Origin of the sequence: Flavobacterium sp. DSR2-3-3 (assembly GCF_049896585.1) — a bacterium.
In the GTDB taxonomy this organism is placed as follows: Bacteria; Bacteroidota; Bacteroidia; order Flavobacteriales; family Flavobacteriaceae; genus Flavobacterium.
Genome location: NZ_JAFCUP010000006.1, coordinates 1 through 17,655 on the forward strand (window position 1 = coordinate 1; position 17,655 = coordinate 17,655).

The 17,655-nt window shown below is 34.6% G+C and carries 17 protein-coding genes and 1 pseudogene; 16 read left to right on the forward strand and 2 right to left on the reverse strand.

The window, feature by feature from the left end:
* Nucleotides 1-191 precede the first annotated feature (191 nt).
* The 7 genes from ACP7AQ_RS09350 to ACP7AQ_RS09380 all read left to right on the forward strand — a co-directional run bounded on the left by ACP7AQ_RS09350 (nucleotide 192) and on the right by ACP7AQ_RS09380 (nucleotide 8,728).
* Nucleotides 192-2,000, forward strand: a complete 1,809-nt coding sequence (locus tag ACP7AQ_RS09350; protein WP_426095275.1) for an AAA family ATPase — start codon at nucleotides 192-194, stop codon at nucleotides 1,998-2,000.
* Nucleotides 2,001-2,189: 189 nt separating this feature from the next.
* Nucleotides 2,190-2,780 (forward strand): RDD family protein, encoded by a 591-nt coding sequence (locus tag ACP7AQ_RS09355; protein WP_426095276.1) that lies wholly within the window; start codon nucleotides 2,190-2,192, stop codon nucleotides 2,778-2,780.
* 240 nt (nucleotides 2,781-3,020) lie between these two features.
* The gene (locus ACP7AQ_RS09360) at nucleotides 3,021-4,559 is read left to right on the forward strand and encodes an IS1182 family transposase (RefSeq protein ID WP_426095277.1); all 1,539 of its coding nucleotides are present in this window, start codon (nucleotides 3,021-3,023) and stop codon (nucleotides 4,557-4,559) included.
* 116 nt (nucleotides 4,560-4,675) lie between these two features.
* Nucleotides 4,676-5,326, forward strand: a complete 651-nt coding sequence (locus tag ACP7AQ_RS09365; protein ID WP_426065366.1) for a tetratricopeptide repeat protein — start codon at nucleotides 4,676-4,678, stop codon at nucleotides 5,324-5,326.
* 637 nt (nucleotides 5,327-5,963) lie between these two features.
* Nucleotides 5,964-6,386, forward strand: coding sequence for a DUF6585 family protein (locus tag ACP7AQ_RS09370; protein WP_426095278.1), 423 nt, complete (start codon nucleotides 5,964-5,966; stop codon nucleotides 6,384-6,386).
* 220 nt (nucleotides 6,387-6,606) lie between these two features.
* The gene (locus ACP7AQ_RS09375; RefSeq protein WP_426095279.1) at nucleotides 6,607-8,172 is read left to right on the forward strand and encodes an IS1182 family transposase; all 1,566 of its coding nucleotides are present in this window, start codon (nucleotides 6,607-6,609) and stop codon (nucleotides 8,170-8,172) included.
* 73 nt (nucleotides 8,173-8,245) lie between these two features.
* The gene (locus ACP7AQ_RS09380) at nucleotides 8,246-8,728 is read left to right on the forward strand and encodes a hypothetical protein (RefSeq protein ID WP_426095280.1); all 483 of its coding nucleotides are present in this window, start codon (nucleotides 8,246-8,248) and stop codon (nucleotides 8,726-8,728) included.
* A 238-nt stretch (nucleotides 8,729-8,966) separates the two neighbouring features.
* Here ACP7AQ_RS09380 and ACP7AQ_RS09385 read toward each other — a convergent pair.
* Nucleotides 8,967-9,551, reverse strand: a pseudogene (locus tag ACP7AQ_RS09385) (IS91 family transposase); the annotation flags it as partial.
* Nucleotides 9,552-9,904: 353 nt separating this feature from the next.
* On the opposite strand from ACP7AQ_RS09385, the gene ACP7AQ_RS09390 reads away from it, so the two are divergent.
* The 3 genes from ACP7AQ_RS09390 to ACP7AQ_RS09400 all read left to right on the forward strand — a co-directional run bounded on the left by ACP7AQ_RS09390 (nucleotide 9,905) and on the right by ACP7AQ_RS09400 (nucleotide 11,699).
* Nucleotides 9,905-10,465 (forward strand): DUF4386 domain-containing protein, encoded by a 561-nt coding sequence (locus tag ACP7AQ_RS09390; RefSeq protein ID WP_426095281.1) that lies wholly within the window; start codon nucleotides 9,905-9,907, stop codon nucleotides 10,463-10,465.
* Nucleotides 10,466-11,154: 689 nt separating this feature from the next.
* On the forward strand, nucleotides 11,155-11,400 hold the full coding sequence (locus ACP7AQ_RS09395; protein WP_426095282.1) for a type II toxin-antitoxin system ParD family antitoxin: 246 nt from the start codon (nucleotides 11,155-11,157) through the stop codon (nucleotides 11,398-11,400).
* Nucleotides 11,400-11,699 carry a type II toxin-antitoxin system RelE/ParE family toxin gene (locus ACP7AQ_RS09400; protein ID WP_426095283.1) on the forward strand — a complete coding sequence of 100 codons (300 nt, stop codon included), beginning with the start codon at nucleotides 11,400-11,402 and terminating at the stop codon, nucleotides 11,697-11,699. The genes ACP7AQ_RS09395 and ACP7AQ_RS09400 overlap by 1 nt, the downstream gene beginning before the upstream one ends.
* A gap of 391 nt (nucleotides 11,700-12,090) precedes the next feature.
* On the opposite strand, the gene ACP7AQ_RS09405 is transcribed toward ACP7AQ_RS09400, so the two are convergent.
* A complete protein-coding gene (locus tag ACP7AQ_RS09405) occupies nucleotides 12,091-12,303 on the reverse strand; it encodes a group II intron maturase-specific domain-containing protein (protein ID WP_426095284.1) in 213 nt (70 codons plus the stop codon).
* Nucleotides 12,304-12,923: 620 nt separating this feature from the next.
* On the opposite strand from ACP7AQ_RS09405, the gene ACP7AQ_RS09410 reads away from it, so the two are divergent.
* The 6 genes from ACP7AQ_RS09410 (at nucleotide 12,924) to ACP7AQ_RS09435 (ending at nucleotide 17,636) form a co-directional block, all read left to right on the forward strand.
* Nucleotides 12,924-13,055, forward strand: coding sequence for a hypothetical protein (locus tag ACP7AQ_RS09410; RefSeq protein ID WP_426095285.1), 132 nt, complete (start codon nucleotides 12,924-12,926; stop codon nucleotides 13,053-13,055).
* Nucleotides 13,033-13,728: an SMUG2 DNA glycosylase family protein gene (locus ACP7AQ_RS09415; RefSeq protein ID WP_426095286.1), complete on the forward strand. Its 696-nt coding sequence runs from the start codon at nucleotides 13,033-13,035 to the stop codon at nucleotides 13,726-13,728. Before ACP7AQ_RS09410 ends, ACP7AQ_RS09415 begins: the two co-directional genes overlap by 23 nt.
* A complete protein-coding gene (locus ACP7AQ_RS09420; protein WP_426095287.1) occupies nucleotides 13,725-14,261 on the forward strand; it encodes a DUF488 family protein in 537 nt (178 codons plus the stop codon). The genes ACP7AQ_RS09415 and ACP7AQ_RS09420 overlap by 4 nt, the downstream gene beginning before the upstream one ends.
* Before the next feature lie 22 nt (nucleotides 14,262-14,283).
* A complete protein-coding gene (locus tag ACP7AQ_RS09425) occupies nucleotides 14,284-14,493 on the forward strand; it encodes a DUF2945 domain-containing protein (RefSeq protein ID WP_426095288.1) in 210 nt (69 codons plus the stop codon).
* 272 nt (nucleotides 14,494-14,765) lie between these two features.
* Nucleotides 14,766-17,453 carry a cation-translocating P-type ATPase gene (locus tag ACP7AQ_RS09430; RefSeq protein ID WP_426095289.1) on the forward strand — a complete coding sequence of 896 codons (2,688 nt, stop codon included), beginning with the start codon at nucleotides 14,766-14,768 and terminating at the stop codon, nucleotides 17,451-17,453.
* 51 nt (nucleotides 17,454-17,504) lie between these two features.
* On the forward strand, nucleotides 17,505-17,636 hold the full coding sequence (locus ACP7AQ_RS09435; RefSeq protein ID WP_426095290.1) for a hypothetical protein: 132 nt from the start codon (nucleotides 17,505-17,507) through the stop codon (nucleotides 17,634-17,636).
* Nucleotides 17,637-17,655 lie beyond the last annotated feature (19 nt).

Sequence of the window (17,655 nt, forward strand, 5' to 3'; positions counted from 1 at the left end):
AAAGCTTTTTACGGACTGTTTTATTTTGATAATCCTAAACCGACTTTTCCCAGAAAGAATTTTAATTGTAGTTTAAATCACATATATTTACTCACTGATTAACAAAATACTGTTCGTTTAGAGGTTTTTAGACGAACTGACGTTGTAGGCAATGCAACCAATGCGCATAAAATCACTAAATCGATTAAACAATGAATTTAGAATCAATCAAACTCAAAAATTTCAGAGGTTATGCTGATGAAATTACAATACCTATTTCAAACTTGACAGCTTTCATTGGTAAAAATGATGCTGGAAAATCTACTATTCTCGAAGCGCTTGAGATCTTCTTTAATAATAAAATTGTGGTTTGTGAAAGAGAAGATTTGAGCAAAAATGCAGTTGGAAATAATATCGAAATCACCTGCATATTTAATGATTTTCCAGCTGAAATAATTATCGACGCAGCAGCACCAACAACCTTAGCAGCAGAACACCTATTAAATGTTGAAGGAAAATTAGAAATAAAAAAAGTTTTTCCAGCTACAGCTGCTAAACCTAAAGAAAAAATCTACATAGTTTGTAATCATCCTTCTGCTGCAAATGCTAACGATTTGTTGGAATTAAAAAAAGCAGAATTGAAGGCTCGAGCAAATAATTTGGGAATAGTTGCTGCTGCTTACAATGGGAATATTAACTCTTCAATAAGAGAAGCGATTTGGCAACATATTGGAGTTTTAAATTTAGCATCAACAGAATTGCTAATAGATAAAGAAGATTCTAAAAAAGTATATACTGCAATAGAAAATTACTTACCAATATATGCACTTTTTCAATCCGATCGACAAAGTAATGACGATGACAAAGAAGTGACCGATCCAATGAAAATTGCTGTGCAACAAGCACTTCAAGAATTAGAGGCAGAATTGACTTATATAAAAGAGCAAGTTCGTAATAAAGCAATTGAAACTGCTAACCGAACTTTAGTAAAATTAAAAGAAATGGCGCCAGATTTAGCCGACGAATTAATTCCTGAATTTAAAACAGACCCAAAGTTTGATACACAATTTAAACTTACAATTAAAGCAGAAGACGATATACCAATTAACAAACGTGGAAGCGGTGTCAGAAGATTGATATTGTTAAACTTTTTTAGAGCTGAAGCTGAAAAAAGAAGGCTAGGAAATGTGGGAGATAGAATAATATATGCATTCGAAGAACCTGAAACATCACAACATCCTAATCATCAAGAAATGCTAATAAAAGCATTTATAGAATTATCGAATGCGCCAAACACTCAAATCATTCTTACAACTCATACTCCAAGCTTAGCGGGACTTTTACCATTACCAAGTTTAAGATTTATAAATAAGGTTGGTATGGTAAGAACTGTAGAATCAGGAACTGATGAAGTTTTTCAAAAGATTGCTGATACATTGGGTCTTTTGCCTGATCCAATTTCTAAATCTGCAAAAGCAATATTATTAGTAGAAGGCAAATCCGATGTGAGCTTTGTAAATCATACTTCACAAACATTAAAAGATGCAGGACACTTGACGCATACTTTTTTAGAAAAAGAAATCGCAATTGTTCCAATTGGTGGCTGCGGAAATTTAAAGCATTGGAGAACTTTACAATTAGCAGAGCAATTTAATATTCCTTGGTGTATTCTTTTAGATTCTGACAAAGGAACAGTGGAAGAAGTAATAAATACTACTGCAGTAAATGATCTAAAAGCGCAAGGTATAAAAGCTTATGTTACTCGAAAACGAGAGCCGGAAAATTATTTACATTTATCAACTCTAGCTTTGCCTGCTGGTAGTACATTTACATTTAATGAGACAGACGATGCTAAACATTTAATTAGTGTTCAAAAATCGAAGAAAAAAGATCACGTGCTTGATACATATTGGCCTAATATGACTGCTGATTTAATTAGAAAAGTTGAAACTTACGACGATAATGGAACTGAAAGATATGAATTTACAGAAATGTTCACAGATTATATTAGTATTTGTTAAATGCACTGCCTACAACCGCTAGTAAGCAATAGTCGGGGATTTTTGATTATTGAAAGTTGATTTTGTACTTGGAAAATAGTGATTATCCGAAGTATTTGGATTATTAGCCCCGACCATCGCCTACTAGCAAGACGTTAGTGGCTATATTCCACCGAAAAAGGAGACAAATTTTAAAGAACAAAATACAGAATGGAAAATAATTTTACAAAAATAATGTCAAGCCGAACTGACGAAGAATTAATCAAAATTGTAACTGTTGATAGCGGAAAATATCAAGAACTAGCAGTTGAAATTGCTAAAAAAGAAATTGAATTGCGAAATATTGACGAAACTAAATTTAAAGCAATTTCTGAAAAAGTCGAAGTGCAAAAACAGAAACTTGAAAATGTTGAAAATAATTCTGTAAGTTCACTCATTAGATTTGTAAATTTCTTGTTTGACTTTATAGTAATATTTATTCTTTATGGAATGATTGTCTCTAATTTTGAACAATTTTTAAATCTAACAAGTAAAACTGAATTGATAATATACCGAATGGGAGGTTTAGTATTATTTTTTGCCATTTATTATATTCCGCTTGAGCACAAATATCAAAAAACTCTTGGAAAAATTATAACGAAAACTAAAGTTGTAAATTTAAAAGGAGAAAAAGCAGAACTTGGAGATATTATTAGCCGAACATTTTGCAGACTAATTCCATTTGATAGATTTTCATTCTTTTTTACAAGAAATGGGTTTCACGATGCAATATCAAAAACAAAAGTGATAAAAGACAACTAAATAATAAATACAGCCACTAACAGCCGTTACACGAGATTTGGGCATTAGGTTGAATTTAAAGATAGTTTTATACTTGGGAAATTTGTGTTTAACCGAAAAACCTCGCCTCTTTAATCCCAAACCTCGTGTAGCGCCAGAACGTCAAACTGTCTAATAACCTCTCTTCTTCCCATTAATTTATTTGTATGAAAAATAGGTCAAATAACTTGTGTAACTCGTTGGTTTTATGTAAATTTAGGAATGAAATTCATCAACGGAACCAACAGAAACCAACTCCCGCTTTTTGCTTCATCGATTGATGATGCCATTGCGCAAGACAATGAAATCAGGCTCATTGACCTTTTTGTAGACAGTCTTAAACTCGCTGATTTTGGATTTACTTTCGATTTTGTCGAAAACGGAAGACCTGCTTATCATCCTTCGGATTTACTCAAACTCTTTATTTACGGCTATCTCAATCGCATGCGTTCCTCCAGAACTTTGGAGAAAGAGTGCAATCGCAACATTGAACTCATTTGGCTTTTGAAAGGTTTGGTTCCTGACCACAACACCATTGCTAATTTTCGTAAAAACAATCCCAAAGCCATTGCGCGCGTTTTTCGGGCAACGGTAAAACTCGCCGCTCACTTTGAACTCATTGGCGGAAGCCTTGTTGCTGGTGATAGTACCAAACTCAGAGCACAAAACTCCAAGAAAAACAATTTTAATCCCAATAAAATAGAGCGTCACATTGCTTATATCGATGCTAGACTCGAAGAATATAACTTGGCTTTAGCTAAAGAAGATGATGATGTTCTGGAAAAACAAATTATTGAAAAGAAGATAAAAAAACACAGTATTCAAAAGCAAAAATACATCGGGTATCAAAACACCATCGATACTACAGCGGTTACCCAAATTTCGACTTCGGATCCAGATAGTCGCCAAATAATGACGCGAAACAACATCTCGGAAGTCGCCTATACGGTACAAACTACAGTGGATGCGCTGCATAACATTCCCATTGATTTCAAGGTGACCAATGAAAACGATTCCAAAGCCATGGGCGGCATGTTGCGCCGAAGCAAAACCATTTTGGGTCATGCTAATTTTATAGCCGTTTATGACAAAGGCTATCACACCGGCAGCGAATTTGACTACGCTAACCGTCTTGGTGTCGATGTTTTAGTCGCTATTCCTGGCGTATCTGCACACGCACCTGATTTGGCTTTTGATGTAGAATATTTTAAATACAACATAACCACCGATTCCTATACCTGTCCTGCCAATGAAACCCTAACGACCAACGGAAATTGGTACGCCAAAAAGAACGGCAAATCAATAACCCAGATGAAGCATTACAAAACTAATGCGTGTTTGACTTGTCAACTTTATAAAAAATGTACCAAAAATGTCAAAGGCAGACTCATTGAACGCTCCCAATACGCTGATTTAATTTTTCAAAATAAAGTACGAATCGAAAATAATTATGAAGTCTATCGCAGAAGGCAAGCCATAGTGGAACATCCATACGGTGTCATTAAAAGACAATGGGATTTTTATTATATCATGACCAAAAAAACCATCAAACGCGCCTCAGCCGATGTAGGATTGATTTTCTGTGCCTACAATCTGCGCCGAATTTTTAACCTGATTGACCACAGTCTATTAAAACAATATCTAAAAGTATTGGCTTTGTATTTTGGGGTTTTAACAGCAGTTTTTAACGCTTTTTACGGATTGTTTTGTTTTAAGAATGAAGAATGCTTTTTTCCAAAAAGAGTTTCAATTGTAGTTTAAATCATATATATTTACTTACTGATTAACTAAAATGAGTTCGTTTAAAGGTTTTTAGACGAACTGACGTTGGCATACATTTAAAAAAAACAGAAGGAGAAATCAAAATCTAAAATAGAATGAAGAAAATATTATTTTTAATACTTTTAAGTCAACTGAGTTGCAAATCACAAACAGATTGTCCCGAAGGAATAAATTTACTCCCAATGTATGGAGAAGTAAAAAAATGTGAACAACAGATTGAATTAGATAACGAATTTATTTTAGAATCTGAAAAACAATTCAAAGACAGAAAAAAAGCATCTGAATACTACGTGTCAAAAGGCTGGGAATATTTCTATAAAGATGATAATGATACATCTATGAAACGATTTAATCAGGCTTGGCTTTTAGATAAAACAAATCCACAAGTATATTGGGGTTTTGGAAACTTACTAGGCAAAAAAACCGAATTCGAGAAATCGGTCCAATACTTACAAAAATCAATCAAATTAGAACCAAACAACGCAAAAGTTTACGAATGTATATCAACGAGTTACGGCCAAATATTTTTCAAAACAAAAGATATTAAATATTTAAACCTAACAATTGAGAACTTAAAAAAAGCAATAAAAATTGAACCCAAAAATGGAAGAGCATTTGGACAATTAGCGAGTTCGTATGCTTATTTAATGCAGAAAGACAGTTTAGTTAAATACATAAAAAAAACTGATGAAATTGACTCTAAATTTGTTAATCCTGAAGTAAGAGAAATTGCGAAAAAGAAATAAACGTCTGCCAACAGCTGTTTTGAGCTAGCTGGAGTTCAGTGGAATTACCGTTTCGCATTAAGTTATCGTTAAGCCGAAAACTGAGCGTTTACGAACTTCCAGCCATCTCAAAGCAGCGAAACGTTATGTGCAATTGAGCGCTCGAGATCTGATAAATAGCCGTAAATTTGATTGAAAAGAGATAGAGTTTAGAAGCGGAAAAAAGAATTTATTTTTTCGTCAAGCCTTGCAAAAGAGATTTGCTGAAAATTTATTTTCAAAGCGAAGACGCTAAAAGGCTTGCTAAAGTTATAAGAAAAAAATCAGAAAATCAAGTGTTTTTTTTATTGTAACTGTTTAAACTCTAGATTTTTGCAAATTTTTGACTGAGATTTGAAAAAACTGCACCTATCCGACCAAAAGGATAAGATCAATATTTTTAAATCATTTATCTAGTTTTCTTTACCGCTCAACTGTTCCTGCTTTTCTTATCTCAATAGAGAAGAAAACAGCACATAACACGGGCTAAGCCCAATACTGCCCCAAAAGGCAGTACTAGGGCCTAGCCCGAGACCGTTATGCCTCATGCGGTAAGCAACGGAATAAATAAAATCAAATGGTAATTGAATCAAAATTTAGAAAATTGTTTTGCATCAGAATGGGAATTGGACTTTTCCTTTTTTTATTAATTTTTTCTTTTTGCTTAAATGGATTGAGAAATCCTGACGAAACCACAAAACAATCTTTAACTCTAGCATTTGTTGCGTTATCTTTTATAATATATCTTTCAATAGATTTATTTAAAGATTTTACTTTGAAAATTATGGAAAATGGTATTGAAAAAACTTCTCTAATATTCCGAACAAAACAATTTATTGCTTTTGATTCTATTTCAAGTGTAGATAGACAAAAAACAAGATTAAGAAGTACACGCGGAATCAATATATCTGATGGATATCATTATAGTATTTTGCAACTTAAAAATGGTAAAACTTTAATTATTTCTCCAGATAATTTTGAAAATTATACTGAAATCATAGAAGCTATAAAAAGTAGGATTGAATTGATGCACGTTGCATAACAGCTACTACAACGGATTTGGGCAATTGGCTTAATGGGAAGATTGTTTTGTGTTTGGAATATTAGTGATAATCCGAAATAATTTGCTTTATTTAGCCCGACCATCGCCTACTAGCAGGACGTCAAACTGTCTAATAACCTCCTTTCTCCCTGTTAAATAAATTGTATTAAAAATCGCTCAAATAACTTGCGCAACTCGTTGATTTTTTGTACATTTAAGTATGAAATTCATCAACGGAACCAATAGAAACCAACTCCCGCTTTTTGCCTCATCGATAGATGATGCCATTGCGCAAGACAATGAAATCAGGCTCATAGACCTTTTTGTAGACAGTCTTAAACTCGCTGATTTTGGATTTACTTTCGATTTTGTCGAAAACGGAAGACCTGCTTATCATCCTTCGGATTTACTCAAACTCTTTATTTACGGCTATCTCAATCGCATGCGTTCCTCCAGAACTTTGGAGAAAGAGTGCAATCGCAACATTGAACTCATTTGGCTTTTGAAAGGTTTGGTTCCTGACCACAACACCATTGCTAATTTTCGTAAAAACAATCCCAAAGCCATTGCGCGCGTTTTTCGGGCAACGGTAAAACTAGCCTCCCATTTTGAACTCATTGGCGGAAGCCTTGTTGCTGGTGATAGTACCAAACTCAGAGCACAAAACTCCAAGAAAAACAATTTTAATCCCAATAAAATAGAGCGTCACATTGCCTATATCGATGCTAGACTGCAAGAATATAACTTGGCTTTAGCTAAAGAAGAAGATGATGTTTTAGAAAAACAAATTATTGAAAAGAAGATAAAGAAACACAGTATTCAAAAGCAAAAATACATCGGGTATCAAAACACAATTGATGCTACTGGCGTTACCCAAATCTCGACATCGGATCCCGACAGTCGCCAAATCATGACTCGAAATAACATCTCGGAAGTGGCCTACACGGTACAAACTACAGTGGATGCGCTGCATAACATTCCAATTGATTTCAAGGTGACCAATGAAAACGATTCCAAAGCCATGGGCGGCATGTTGCGCCGAAGCAAAACCATTTTAGGTCATGCTAATTTTATAGCCGTTTATGACAAAGGCTATCACACCGGCAGCGAATTTGACTACGCTAACCGTCTTGGTGTCGATGTTTTAGTGGCTATTCCTGGCGTGTCTGCACACGCACCTGATACCGCTTTTGATGTAGAATATTTTAAATACAACAAAACTGCCCATTCTTATACCTGCCCTGCCCAGGAAACTCTGACCACCAACGGAAATTGGTACGCCAAAAAGAACGGCAAATCAATAACCAAAATGAAGCATTACAAAACCAATGCTTGTTTGAATTGCAAACTCTTTACAAAATGCACTAAAAATGCCAAAGGCAGACTTATTGAACGCTCCCAATACGCAGATTTGATTTATCAAAATAAAGTACGAATCGAAAACAATTATGAAACCTACCGCAGACGCCAAGCCATAGTGGAACATCCCTACGGTGTTATAAAACGCCAATGGGATTTTTATTATATCATGACCAAAAAAACCATCAAACGCGCCTCAGCCGATGTAGGATTAATTTTCTGTGCCTACAATCTGCGCCGAATTTTTAACCTGATTGACCACAGTCTATTAAAACAATATTTAAAAGTATTGGCTTTATATTTTGGGACTCTAAGAGCAATTTTTAAAGCTTTTTACGGACTGTTTTATTTTGATAATCCTAAACCGACTTTTCCCAGAAAGAATTTTAATTGTAGTTTAAATCACATATATTTACTCACTGATTAACAAAATACTGTTCGTTTAGAGGTTTTTAGACGAACTGACGTTAGCAGCAATTATAAACTACATTTTCGTAAATATGAACAAAGTATATTATTTCTTAATTGCATTCTTAATTTTAAGTTGTAATAGAAAGCCATCAGAAACCAAAAACACCAACAAAGTTGCCGAATTTGAAAATATTGTTGGAGTAGGTTATTTAAAACTGACAGCAGATTATGATGAATGTGGAGAATGGGGCGGACATCACGAAGAGATAAAAATTGTTCGTGCAGAAAAAAAACTTTTTGCCGAAATAACAAAAGATAGCGTTGACTGCAAAAATTTAACAAGCCGAAAAATTATCGAGAAAAAAAGAGTTGCTTTGAATGAAAATCATAAAAAAGCTATTTCTGATTATTTGCATGAACTTCTGAATAAAAGTTTAGAAGAACAAATTCCATATCATGCTGGTCAATGGTATTCCGCTGAAACAATCGATTCTACTTTAGTTTTAAATTATCACGACGCTGGAAATAATTGGAAAGGATTTATGAAACTAAAAGTAGAATTGTCTAAATAACTGCTGCTAACAGTTAGGGTTTCGTTGCGTGCGCAGCACCAACAATGAAACTCGTGTTGAACAGCCTGTCCCGTTTTTACGGGAGAACCGAGTACCTGCCGTCAACACTATGGAGTTATCGTAAAGATTGTAGCGGTATTTTCAAGAGGATTTTGTTCCTCTTTTTTTGCGGAGTGGTTTCAGCTAGTTTTTTCGTGTTTTCCTTCACTTTTGAGCATACGTCCCCCTGCCCATAAAATTAGCTTTTACAGAAACTTGAACTTTGGCTTCCGCCAAGATAACAAGCAGGCGGACCGCGCTGGTCAAAAACTGCTATTCGGTGTAAATTGCCTGTTTTACAACAAGGACACTTGGGTAAAAAGGGCTTCTTTTCTGCTTTTTCTAAAACTTTTACCTTAAGTTTTTCCTGTAAAAGTTTCAGCTTTTGACGCTTCCAAGTGCTGCTCAAAAAACCATAATGACGGATTTTCACACCCGAGCCCAAAGGGCGACCTGATGAAGTAAACCGTTTGGGCAAAATATGCAACGAAAACCGCCTGATAAATTCCTGATGAGTTAGTGTCATTTGTTTTTTAAAGCGCGCTACTCGGTAATCCTTGTAATCAAAAGTCACGTTCTGCTCGTCGATACTCTTAATTCTATTATTGCTGATGGCGATTTTATGGGTGTATCTTCCCAAATATTCCACCACCGACTTTGGACTTCCAAAAGGTTTCTTAGCAAATACTACCCATGGTTTTTGCCATAATCCCTGCCGGATTTGTTCGTATTGGATAGGCAATTTCGCCTTGAGTTTTTCGCAATATTTAGCTCTAAAAGCCTTTTACAACCCCGCGGCTGATGTTGGTTTGATTTGTTCAGTCTACAACCTGCGACGAATATTTAATTTAATCGACCAAAATCTATTAAAACAATATCTAAAAGTATTGGCTTTGTATTTTGGGGTTCTGACACCCTTTTTTAATGTTTTTTACGGATTGTTTTATTTTAAGAATGAAGAATGCTTTTTTTTAAAAAGAATTTTAATTGTAGTTTAACGCACATATATTTACTTGCTGATTAACTATAATGAGTTCGTATTGAGGTTTTTATACGAACTATTGTTATCGGTCATTGTAAAATCAGACCAATCCTAAAATGGGACAATAATGTAAACAATTATAATTGACAAATAAAATGAAAAACAATAACATTCAAATTGAAATAAAAAATGCAAAAATTATAGGTGCTTTTTTCCTATTTATATTTTTAGCATATGGTTTTGGACAATACTATTTTAAAAGTGATGTACTCTTTATAAAATATATTGGAGCTATACTCATACTACTGAACTCAACAATGGTTCTCTTAATTGGCATACTATTTAGAAAAACTTTACTACAATACAATGCCACAGTCGGAAATGTTTACTTATTTACAAGAATATTTGAAGCAATAGCCCTTGCAATTGTGGTTTTAAAATTATTTTTTAAAGTTAATATTTCAGATGATTTTGGATATTTCCTAGCGATGTTAGTTTTAGGTGTAGGTAGTATTCCAATGTGTTTAACTCTTTACAAACATCAAATTTCACCAACTTGGCTGGCACTTTGGGGAGTAATTGGATACACAATATTTGCTTTTGGTTTTCTAATGGAACTGTTTAATAAAGAATGGAGTATGTATCTTCTAATATTTGCTGGTTTGTGGGAAATAACTTTTGGTTTGTGGTTATTAATAAGAAAGAGAAAAAATTGAGAGGTAAAACAACTAACCGCTGAAAGCGGGTTTAAGAAAATGGCGGCTCAGTGGTTAATTAAACATAGGTGCTTCGTATTAAGTTTAGTGGTGGCAGACAGTTTAGTGCTTAGAAATCGCCAACTTCTCAAAGCGCCAAGACGTCAAACTATCTAATAACCTTTTTTTGATTCCTTGTGTTTTTTGTAATTAAAATCTTTCACATATTTTTTTTACTTGTTGATTTTTTGTATATCTAAATATCAAATTTATCAACGGAACCAACAGAAACCAACTCCCGCTTTTCGCCTCATCGATATATGATGCCATTGCGCAAGACAACGAAAACCGGCTCATTGACCTTTTTGTAGACAATCTTATACTTTCTGATTTTGACTTTACTTTCGATTTTGCCAAAAATAAACCAAAATCTATTAAAACGATATTTAAAAGTATTGGCTATGTATTTTTGGCTTTTAAAGCAAGTTTATTAACGCTTTTTACGGATTGTTTTGTTTTAAAAATGAAAAATACTTTTTTCCAAAAAGAATATTAATTGTAGTTTAAATCATATATATTTACTCACTGATTAACTAAAATGAGTTCGTTTGAAGGTTTTCAGACGAACTGACATTATCAGTAACTTTGTCAAAAAACTTAAAAAAAATTGTTTTTAATACCAATAATTGGTATTTTTGATAAAAAAAATCATGGCACGCAATACATCCATTTTACTAGGCGAATATTTTGAGAAATTCATAAACGAACAAATTGCTACAGGAAAATATAGTTCTGTCAGTGAAGTGGTTAGAACTGCTTTAAGAATATTTGAGTATGAAGAAACTAAGGCAAATTCTCTAATTAATGAACTGAAAATTGGAGAAAAAAGTACTAACCTTAAAAATTTTGACCGCAGTACGAATCTAGAAATGCTCAAAGCTAATTTTCAAAAATAATGTCAGAATATATCATTAGTGAAAAAGCATTGGAAGATATTAATAATATTTGGATTTACAACGCCGAAAATTGGTCTTTTGAACAAGCCGACAGATATTATAACGCAATAATTGATGAAATCGAATTTATCGTCCAAAAATTTGAATTGGCTAGTGACTTTGGAAAAATTAGAAAATCCTATAAATATTCAAAGGTAAAATCACATTTAATTTTCTTTAAAAAAAACATAAGTAATGAAATTGAAGTTGTTAGAGTTTTGCATGAAAGAATGGCTATAGAACACAGATTAAACGAGTAAATAAAAAAACTACTGTTAATCAAGTAGACGGCTCCGCCAGAAACTGACTGAGTGCGCCTCTCACACCGCCGTCCATAAGGGTCTCGTATACGGTGGTTCGCAAAGTGATGGGTTGAGTTCCATATAAATTTCCAACATTGATTGATAGCCTTTCTTCTTGAGCCGCAGTAGGGTAATTGAAGTGGTAAGAATTGGACTTTGAGCCATTCGCCATCCTCCTTTTACTCACGATTTATTATTATATTTTTGATATTCATGAATGCGGAGCATTTCTCGTTCTTCTCCGAGGATAAGCATGGTATTTGTCAATCTATAGTCGTAAGATTTTTCCTTTTGCGTTCGGGTTTAGCACATGGTTTATTTATTATTTTTTGGTATTCGTGATTTCCGCTTAGCTACAATTTTTCCAATGCGTCCAAATGCAGTAGCGCAGTCTATTGCGCAACCATCCATCAATATCTCGAAACTTTCCTTGAATACTCGTCCCGCGAAAATAGTTCAACCATCCTCGTTGGATTTGCTTCGCCAGTTCGCCTTTTAGGCTCAGGTCATTGATTTTTCGGATGAATTCCTCGAAACTTTTAGGTGCGATTTTGCGCGTCACCTATTTTAGACTCTTTTTAAGTTTTACCCACGCTTTGTCACCTACCGTTAATTGACCCAAGCCTGAAAGGCGAACTGGCGAAGCATACCTGCCCTTAAACCTTTATCATAGTTCGATGCAAACGAAAATCCCAGTATCGTGAACTGAATGGGTTTTCTAATCCCGCTCTTTTCCAGATTGATGGTCAGTTTCAGCTTGTCTCTCAGAAATAGAAAGATTGCGTTTCCAATAGAAAATGAATTATATAAAGAATTAAAAAAATTCTACAACACAGGATTATTTAATAATTCTATATACGTTGGATTCCCAGTATTTGACATATAACTGTGTGAAAAATGTAAATCTGAATACACAACTTACTCTGAAGTAAGATAATATTACAACTCATTATATTATGTAATTCTAAATGGAATTTTGAGAGAAAAATAAAAACGAACGCACAGTAGCGGTTTTGCCGGATTTGGGTTTTCGGCTTAATACTAAAATGGTTTTGTACTTGAATTAATAGTGTTTAATGAGAAGAAAATCTTAACTTAGACACAAACCTCTTGCAACAAAATAATATACCGGTCATTGTAAGTCAACATACTTGAATGTACCCAATCGACAACTCTAAAAAGATGGAATCAAACAGCAAAAACTTATATGCTACAATGGGAACTTTGCATCTTTCTACTTCGATAAATATATTGAAAGAGTTTGCAGGATATAAAAATAAAATAAATCATAATGACAAAAACCTTTGCAGATAAAGTGATTGATTTCAACCGCCATTTGAACTATTCAGGCAAATTACCAGAGGATTTTCAGGTGCTGAATCCTTACTTGGATAATCTTGAAACAATGGAAGTAATGCAACAGTTTTATCATAAATATTATAACGATTCACAACGCCGAAGATTTATTATTGGTATTAACCCGGGCCGTCACGGAGCTGGGATAACGGGTGTGCCATTTACGGATACCAAACGACTGGAAAGTGCCTGTGATATCAAAATGCAATCGGCGAATACGCACGAAATTTCTTCTGTTTTTATTTATGAGATGATTGCCGAATATGGTGGAGTAAAAAACTTCTACAAAGATTTTTACATCAACTCCCCTTTTCCTTTAGCAATTATCCGTCAAACAAAAGACGGCAAATGGCTTAATGCCAATTATTATGACGATCCTGTTCTTTTTGAAATGGTGAAAGATTTTATGATTATGTCCTTGAAAAAACATATCAGTCTGGGATTAGATACTTCGGAAGTTTTTGTGCTGGGGAAAAAAAATGCAGAATTTATCCAAAAGCTAAACAAAGAAGTAAAGTTATTTGACAATTTAAAAATTCTTGAACATCCGCGATATATCCAGCAATATAAATCCAAAGAAAAACAACAATATATTGACAAATATATTTTAGCATTGAACAATTCCAAATGATTAAATTAGAGACACATACCATCTATACCATAGGGCATTCTACTCATAGTCTGGATGAATTTTTAAATATGCTGCGGTCTTTTGACATTAAAATTCTTGCCGACATACGAAGTTTACCGGGCTCTCGCAGGTGTCCACAATTCGACATGGAAAACATAAAAATATCCTTAGAAGAAACCGGAATACAATATATACATCTGGCCGATTTGGGAGGAAGAAGGAAAATGAAAAAAGACTCAAAAAACAATCGGTGGAATAATGACTCTTTCAGAGGTTATGCCGATTATATGGAAACCAAAGAATTTGAAAATGCAATTGTGAAATTGGAAAATATCGCTTTGGAACAGCCCACGGCTTATATGTGCTCAGAAGCGGTTTGGTGGAGATGCCATCGTTCGATGGTGTCCGATTATTTAAAAGCAAAAGGTTGGGCGGTATTACATATTATGGCAACAGGGAAAGTTCAGGGACATAAATTCACTTCACCGGCAAGAATAGTTGATGGTAATGTATTTTATTATGATGAAAATTAGATTTACATTTAAAAATAAGTTCATGGAAACAAAATTTAAAATAAGCGACAAAGTAAGCTGGAATTCCGAAGCGGGGAGAGTTTCAGGAACTATCATTAGAATACATACCAAAGATTTCGATTACAAAGGTTATACACACCACGCTACGGAAGAAGAGCCTCAATATGAAATAAAAAGCATTAAGACGGATCATGTGGCAGCTCATAAAGGTTCTGCCCTTACTAAACTCTGAGAAAAATAATCAGAGAAACAAATTAAAAAAACAACGAACCGCCACTTTCAACTAAAACGGATTTGCAAAATTGGCTTAATAAAAAGTTGGTTTTGTAATTGGGATGATTTGCTTCGCCGATTCGCTATCGCTCGGGTGGAAGATCCGAAAATAGGGCTTAATTTAATCCAAAACCCGCTTTAGTACCAGAACATTATGCTGAATTGTTCCTTTAACGAGTAACAAACAACAACATAAAGGAAAACGACATTTCGAATCCTCAAACTCCACAAATGAAAATTAAATATCCGCAATCGTATCCTCATTCCTTCTCCGTAGAAGAAGTTGTGATCGCATTCCAAACTGATTCTGAATCAGGGTTAAGCCAACCCGAAGCAGAGAAAAGAACAAGAGAGTTTGGTCCGAATATTTATCAAGCTCAAAAGCAAAAAAGTATTTGGCTTATGATGCTTTTGCAATTTAAGAGCCCAATTGTCTATTTGTTATTCTTTGCTGTTGCTGTTACTTTTTATTTTCAAAATGTTATTGAAGCAATAGCCATTCTTGTGGTAATAATGGTAAATGCTGCAATAGGATTTTTAATGGAGTTGCAAGCACGCAATTCGATGAATGCGTTGAAGGAAATGGATGTAATACATTCGAAAGTTATCCGTGATGGAAAAGTTCAAGAGATTCCATCTGAAAAAATAGTTCCGGGAGATATAATAGTGTTGGAAGCTGGTGATGTAATTCCAGGTGATGCACATCTGATAGAATCCAATCAATTGCAGTGCGAGGAATCTTCTCTAACAGGAGAGTCACTTCCTACAGAAAAGAATACAGACAAACTTGCGAAAGATATTGCCCTTGGAGACCAATTCAACATGGTATTCAAAGGCACATCTGTTACAAATGGAAGCGGGAAAGCCGTTATAACAGGAATTGCCCAACATACTCAATTAGGCACCATCACTTCTTTAGTTGAAAGTTCTAAAGAAAAAGAAACACCGCTTGATAAAAAGATAGGAGCGTTAAGTAAAAAGTTAATATGGATTACGTTGGCAATGACAGGCATTTTTGCAATCACAGGAATTATTCAAGGCAAAGACTGGGTTCTGATTTTAGAGACTTCCATCGCTTTATCGGTTGCGGCTTTTCCAGAAGGGCTTCCTATTGTTGCCACAGTAGCTTTGGCTTATGGAATGCTTTTGATGGCAAAGCGAAATGCTATCGTTAAAAAATTATCGGCTGTAGAAACATTAGGAAGTAGCAATGTGATATTGACCGATAAGACAGGAACTTTAACAGAAAATAAAATATATGTAGATACTTTTTCTTTTCCCAATGAAAAAATAAAAGTTTCAATTAAAAACAATGTGCTGAGTTTTGCAGAAGGGAATATTAAAAAAAGTGAAGCTGAATTTCAAAAATTAATATTGATAGGTGCGTTATGTAACAATGCTTCACCAAAGAACGGAGATGACAAAACTGAATTGATAGGTGACCCGATAGAAATTGCTCTGGTACACCTCGCAGACGCATCAGGTTCTGCCACTGAAGAACTGAAACTACAATATGAAAGAACTGGTGAAATACCTTTTAGTTCTGACACAAAAATCATGGGTACTTTGCACAAAAATTCAAACGGATATTTTATAGCAGCTAAAGGTTCTGTAGAACATTTGTTGATAAAATGTAGTAAGATACAGACTGGAAACACCATACAAAACCTGAGCGAGGAAGAGCGAAAAAATATTTTGGCGCAATCTGAAGAGATGGCTGCCGATGGTTTGCGGGTACTGGCTTTTGCCTTTAACGAGGAAGGAGAAATTAATAAAGATGATTTTTTAAATTCATTAGTGTATGTAGCGATGATTGGATTCTTAGACCCTCCCCGATTGGATATTAAAGAAGCCATGTTGACTTGTCGTAAAGCAGGTATCAAGATTGTAATGATTACAGGCGATCATCCTTTAACAGCTCTTAATATTGCCAAAAAAGTAGGATTGGTAGATGAAAACGAACAAAATGCAATTACTGGAATAGATATGCCCGATATGGAATCGCTTTCAGATGAATGGAATAAAAAGATACTTTCCACGGCCGTATTTGCTCGTACCACTCCTAAACAAAAACTTGACATTGTAGCTACTTATCAAAAAGCAGGTAACATTGTAGCAATGACAGGTGATGGAGTAAATGATGCGCCTGCGCTTAAAAAATCAGACATTGGTATTGCTATGGGATTGAGAGGTACACAAGTGGCTAAAGAGACTGCCAGCATTATTCTTAAAGACGATTCGTTTAAATCCATTACACAGGCAGTATCACATGGAAGAGAGATATTCCAGAACATACAAAAGTTTGTGATATATCTCGTCTCATGTAATTTAAGTGAAATATTTATTGTGACTACTTTAGGTTTCGTTGTTCCTACCTCTACTTTACTTCCATTGCAAATCCTGTTCTTAAATATGGTAACGGATGTATTTCCGGCACTCGCACTCGGTTTAGGAAAAGGAGATAAAACCGTTATGGAACGACCACCAAGAGATCCTAAACTCCTTATTATATCTAATAGAGACTGGATTACTATTTCTTTATATGCTGCTGCCATGACCTTAGCAGTAATTATTGCTGTGGTTTATTGCAAACAAATTATTTCAACTGATTCCAAAATTATAAATAATGTCGCATTTATTACGCTTGCCTTTGCCCAACTGTTTCATGTATTCAATATGTCTTCCCCACATTCAAATTTTTTTGTGAATGAGATCACCAAAAATAAATTTGTATGGATAGCTCTTTTAATTTGCACCGCTCTAATGGTATTGGTTTTTGCTATACCTCAGATGCGTTCAGTACTCCGCTTGGACGTGCTGCCTGCTCAAGTGTGGCTAGTGTCAATTTTAGCTGGATTGATTCCATTGTTGTCAGTTCAGGTATATAAATTTATTTGGGAGAGAAGAAGTTCAAAATAAACCAACAACTAAAGTGGATTTCTAAAACATAGCTTATAACGCCAATTCAAAATGACAAAACAAGTTGAAAACAAAAAAACGCCGGCCTTTCACAGTTGTTTGGCAAAAGTGGCGGTTCATTGCTTCGTAAAAACATTTGTGGTTAATCAAACATTAGTTTCTCCGTATCAACATTTGTGGTAAAATCCGTCACCTTCACCAA

Excerpts from the sequence above, each read along its gene's own strand:
- ACP7AQ_RS09350 (WP_426095275.1), top strand. The coding sequence starts at position 192 with ATGAATTTAGAATCAATCAAACTCAAAAATTTCAGAGGTTATGCTGAT.
- ACP7AQ_RS09355 (WP_426095276.1), top strand. The coding sequence starts at position 2,190 with ATGGAAAATAATTTTACAAAAATAATGTCAAGCCGAACTGACGAAGAA.
- ACP7AQ_RS09360 (WP_426095277.1), top strand. The coding sequence starts at position 3,021 with ATGAAATTCATCAACGGAACCAACAGAAACCAACTCCCGCTTTTTGCT.
- ACP7AQ_RS09365 (WP_426065366.1), top strand. The coding sequence starts at position 4,676 with ATGAAGAAAATATTATTTTTAATACTTTTAAGTCAACTGAGTTGCAAA.
- ACP7AQ_RS09370 (WP_426095278.1), top strand. The coding sequence starts at position 5,964 with ATGGGAATTGGACTTTTCCTTTTTTTATTAATTTTTTCTTTTTGCTTA.
- ACP7AQ_RS09375 (WP_426095279.1), top strand. The coding sequence starts at position 6,607 with ATGAAATTCATCAACGGAACCAATAGAAACCAACTCCCGCTTTTTGCC.
- ACP7AQ_RS09380 (WP_426095280.1), top strand. The coding sequence starts at position 8,246 with ATGAACAAAGTATATTATTTCTTAATTGCATTCTTAATTTTAAGTTGT.
- ACP7AQ_RS09390 (WP_426095281.1), top strand. The coding sequence starts at position 9,905 with ATGAAAAACAATAACATTCAAATTGAAATAAAAAATGCAAAAATTATA.
- ACP7AQ_RS09395 (WP_426095282.1), top strand. The coding sequence starts at position 11,155 with ATGGCACGCAATACATCCATTTTACTAGGCGAATATTTTGAGAAATTC.
- ACP7AQ_RS09400 (WP_426095283.1), top strand. The coding sequence starts at position 11,400 with ATGTCAGAATATATCATTAGTGAAAAAGCATTGGAAGATATTAATAAT.
- ACP7AQ_RS09410 (WP_426095285.1), top strand. The coding sequence starts at position 12,924 with ATGGAATCAAACAGCAAAAACTTATATGCTACAATGGGAACTTTGCAT.
- ACP7AQ_RS09415 (WP_426095286.1), top strand. The coding sequence starts at position 13,033 with ATGACAAAAACCTTTGCAGATAAAGTGATTGATTTCAACCGCCATTTG.
- ACP7AQ_RS09420 (WP_426095287.1), top strand. The coding sequence starts at position 13,725 with ATGATTAAATTAGAGACACATACCATCTATACCATAGGGCATTCTACT.
- ACP7AQ_RS09425 (WP_426095288.1), top strand. The coding sequence starts at position 14,284 with ATGGAAACAAAATTTAAAATAAGCGACAAAGTAAGCTGGAATTCCGAA.
- ACP7AQ_RS09430 (WP_426095289.1), top strand. The coding sequence starts at position 14,766 with ATGAAAATTAAATATCCGCAATCGTATCCTCATTCCTTCTCCGTAGAA.
- ACP7AQ_RS09435 (WP_426095290.1), top strand. The coding sequence starts at position 17,505 with ATGACAAAACAAGTTGAAAACAAAAAAACGCCGGCCTTTCACAGTTGT.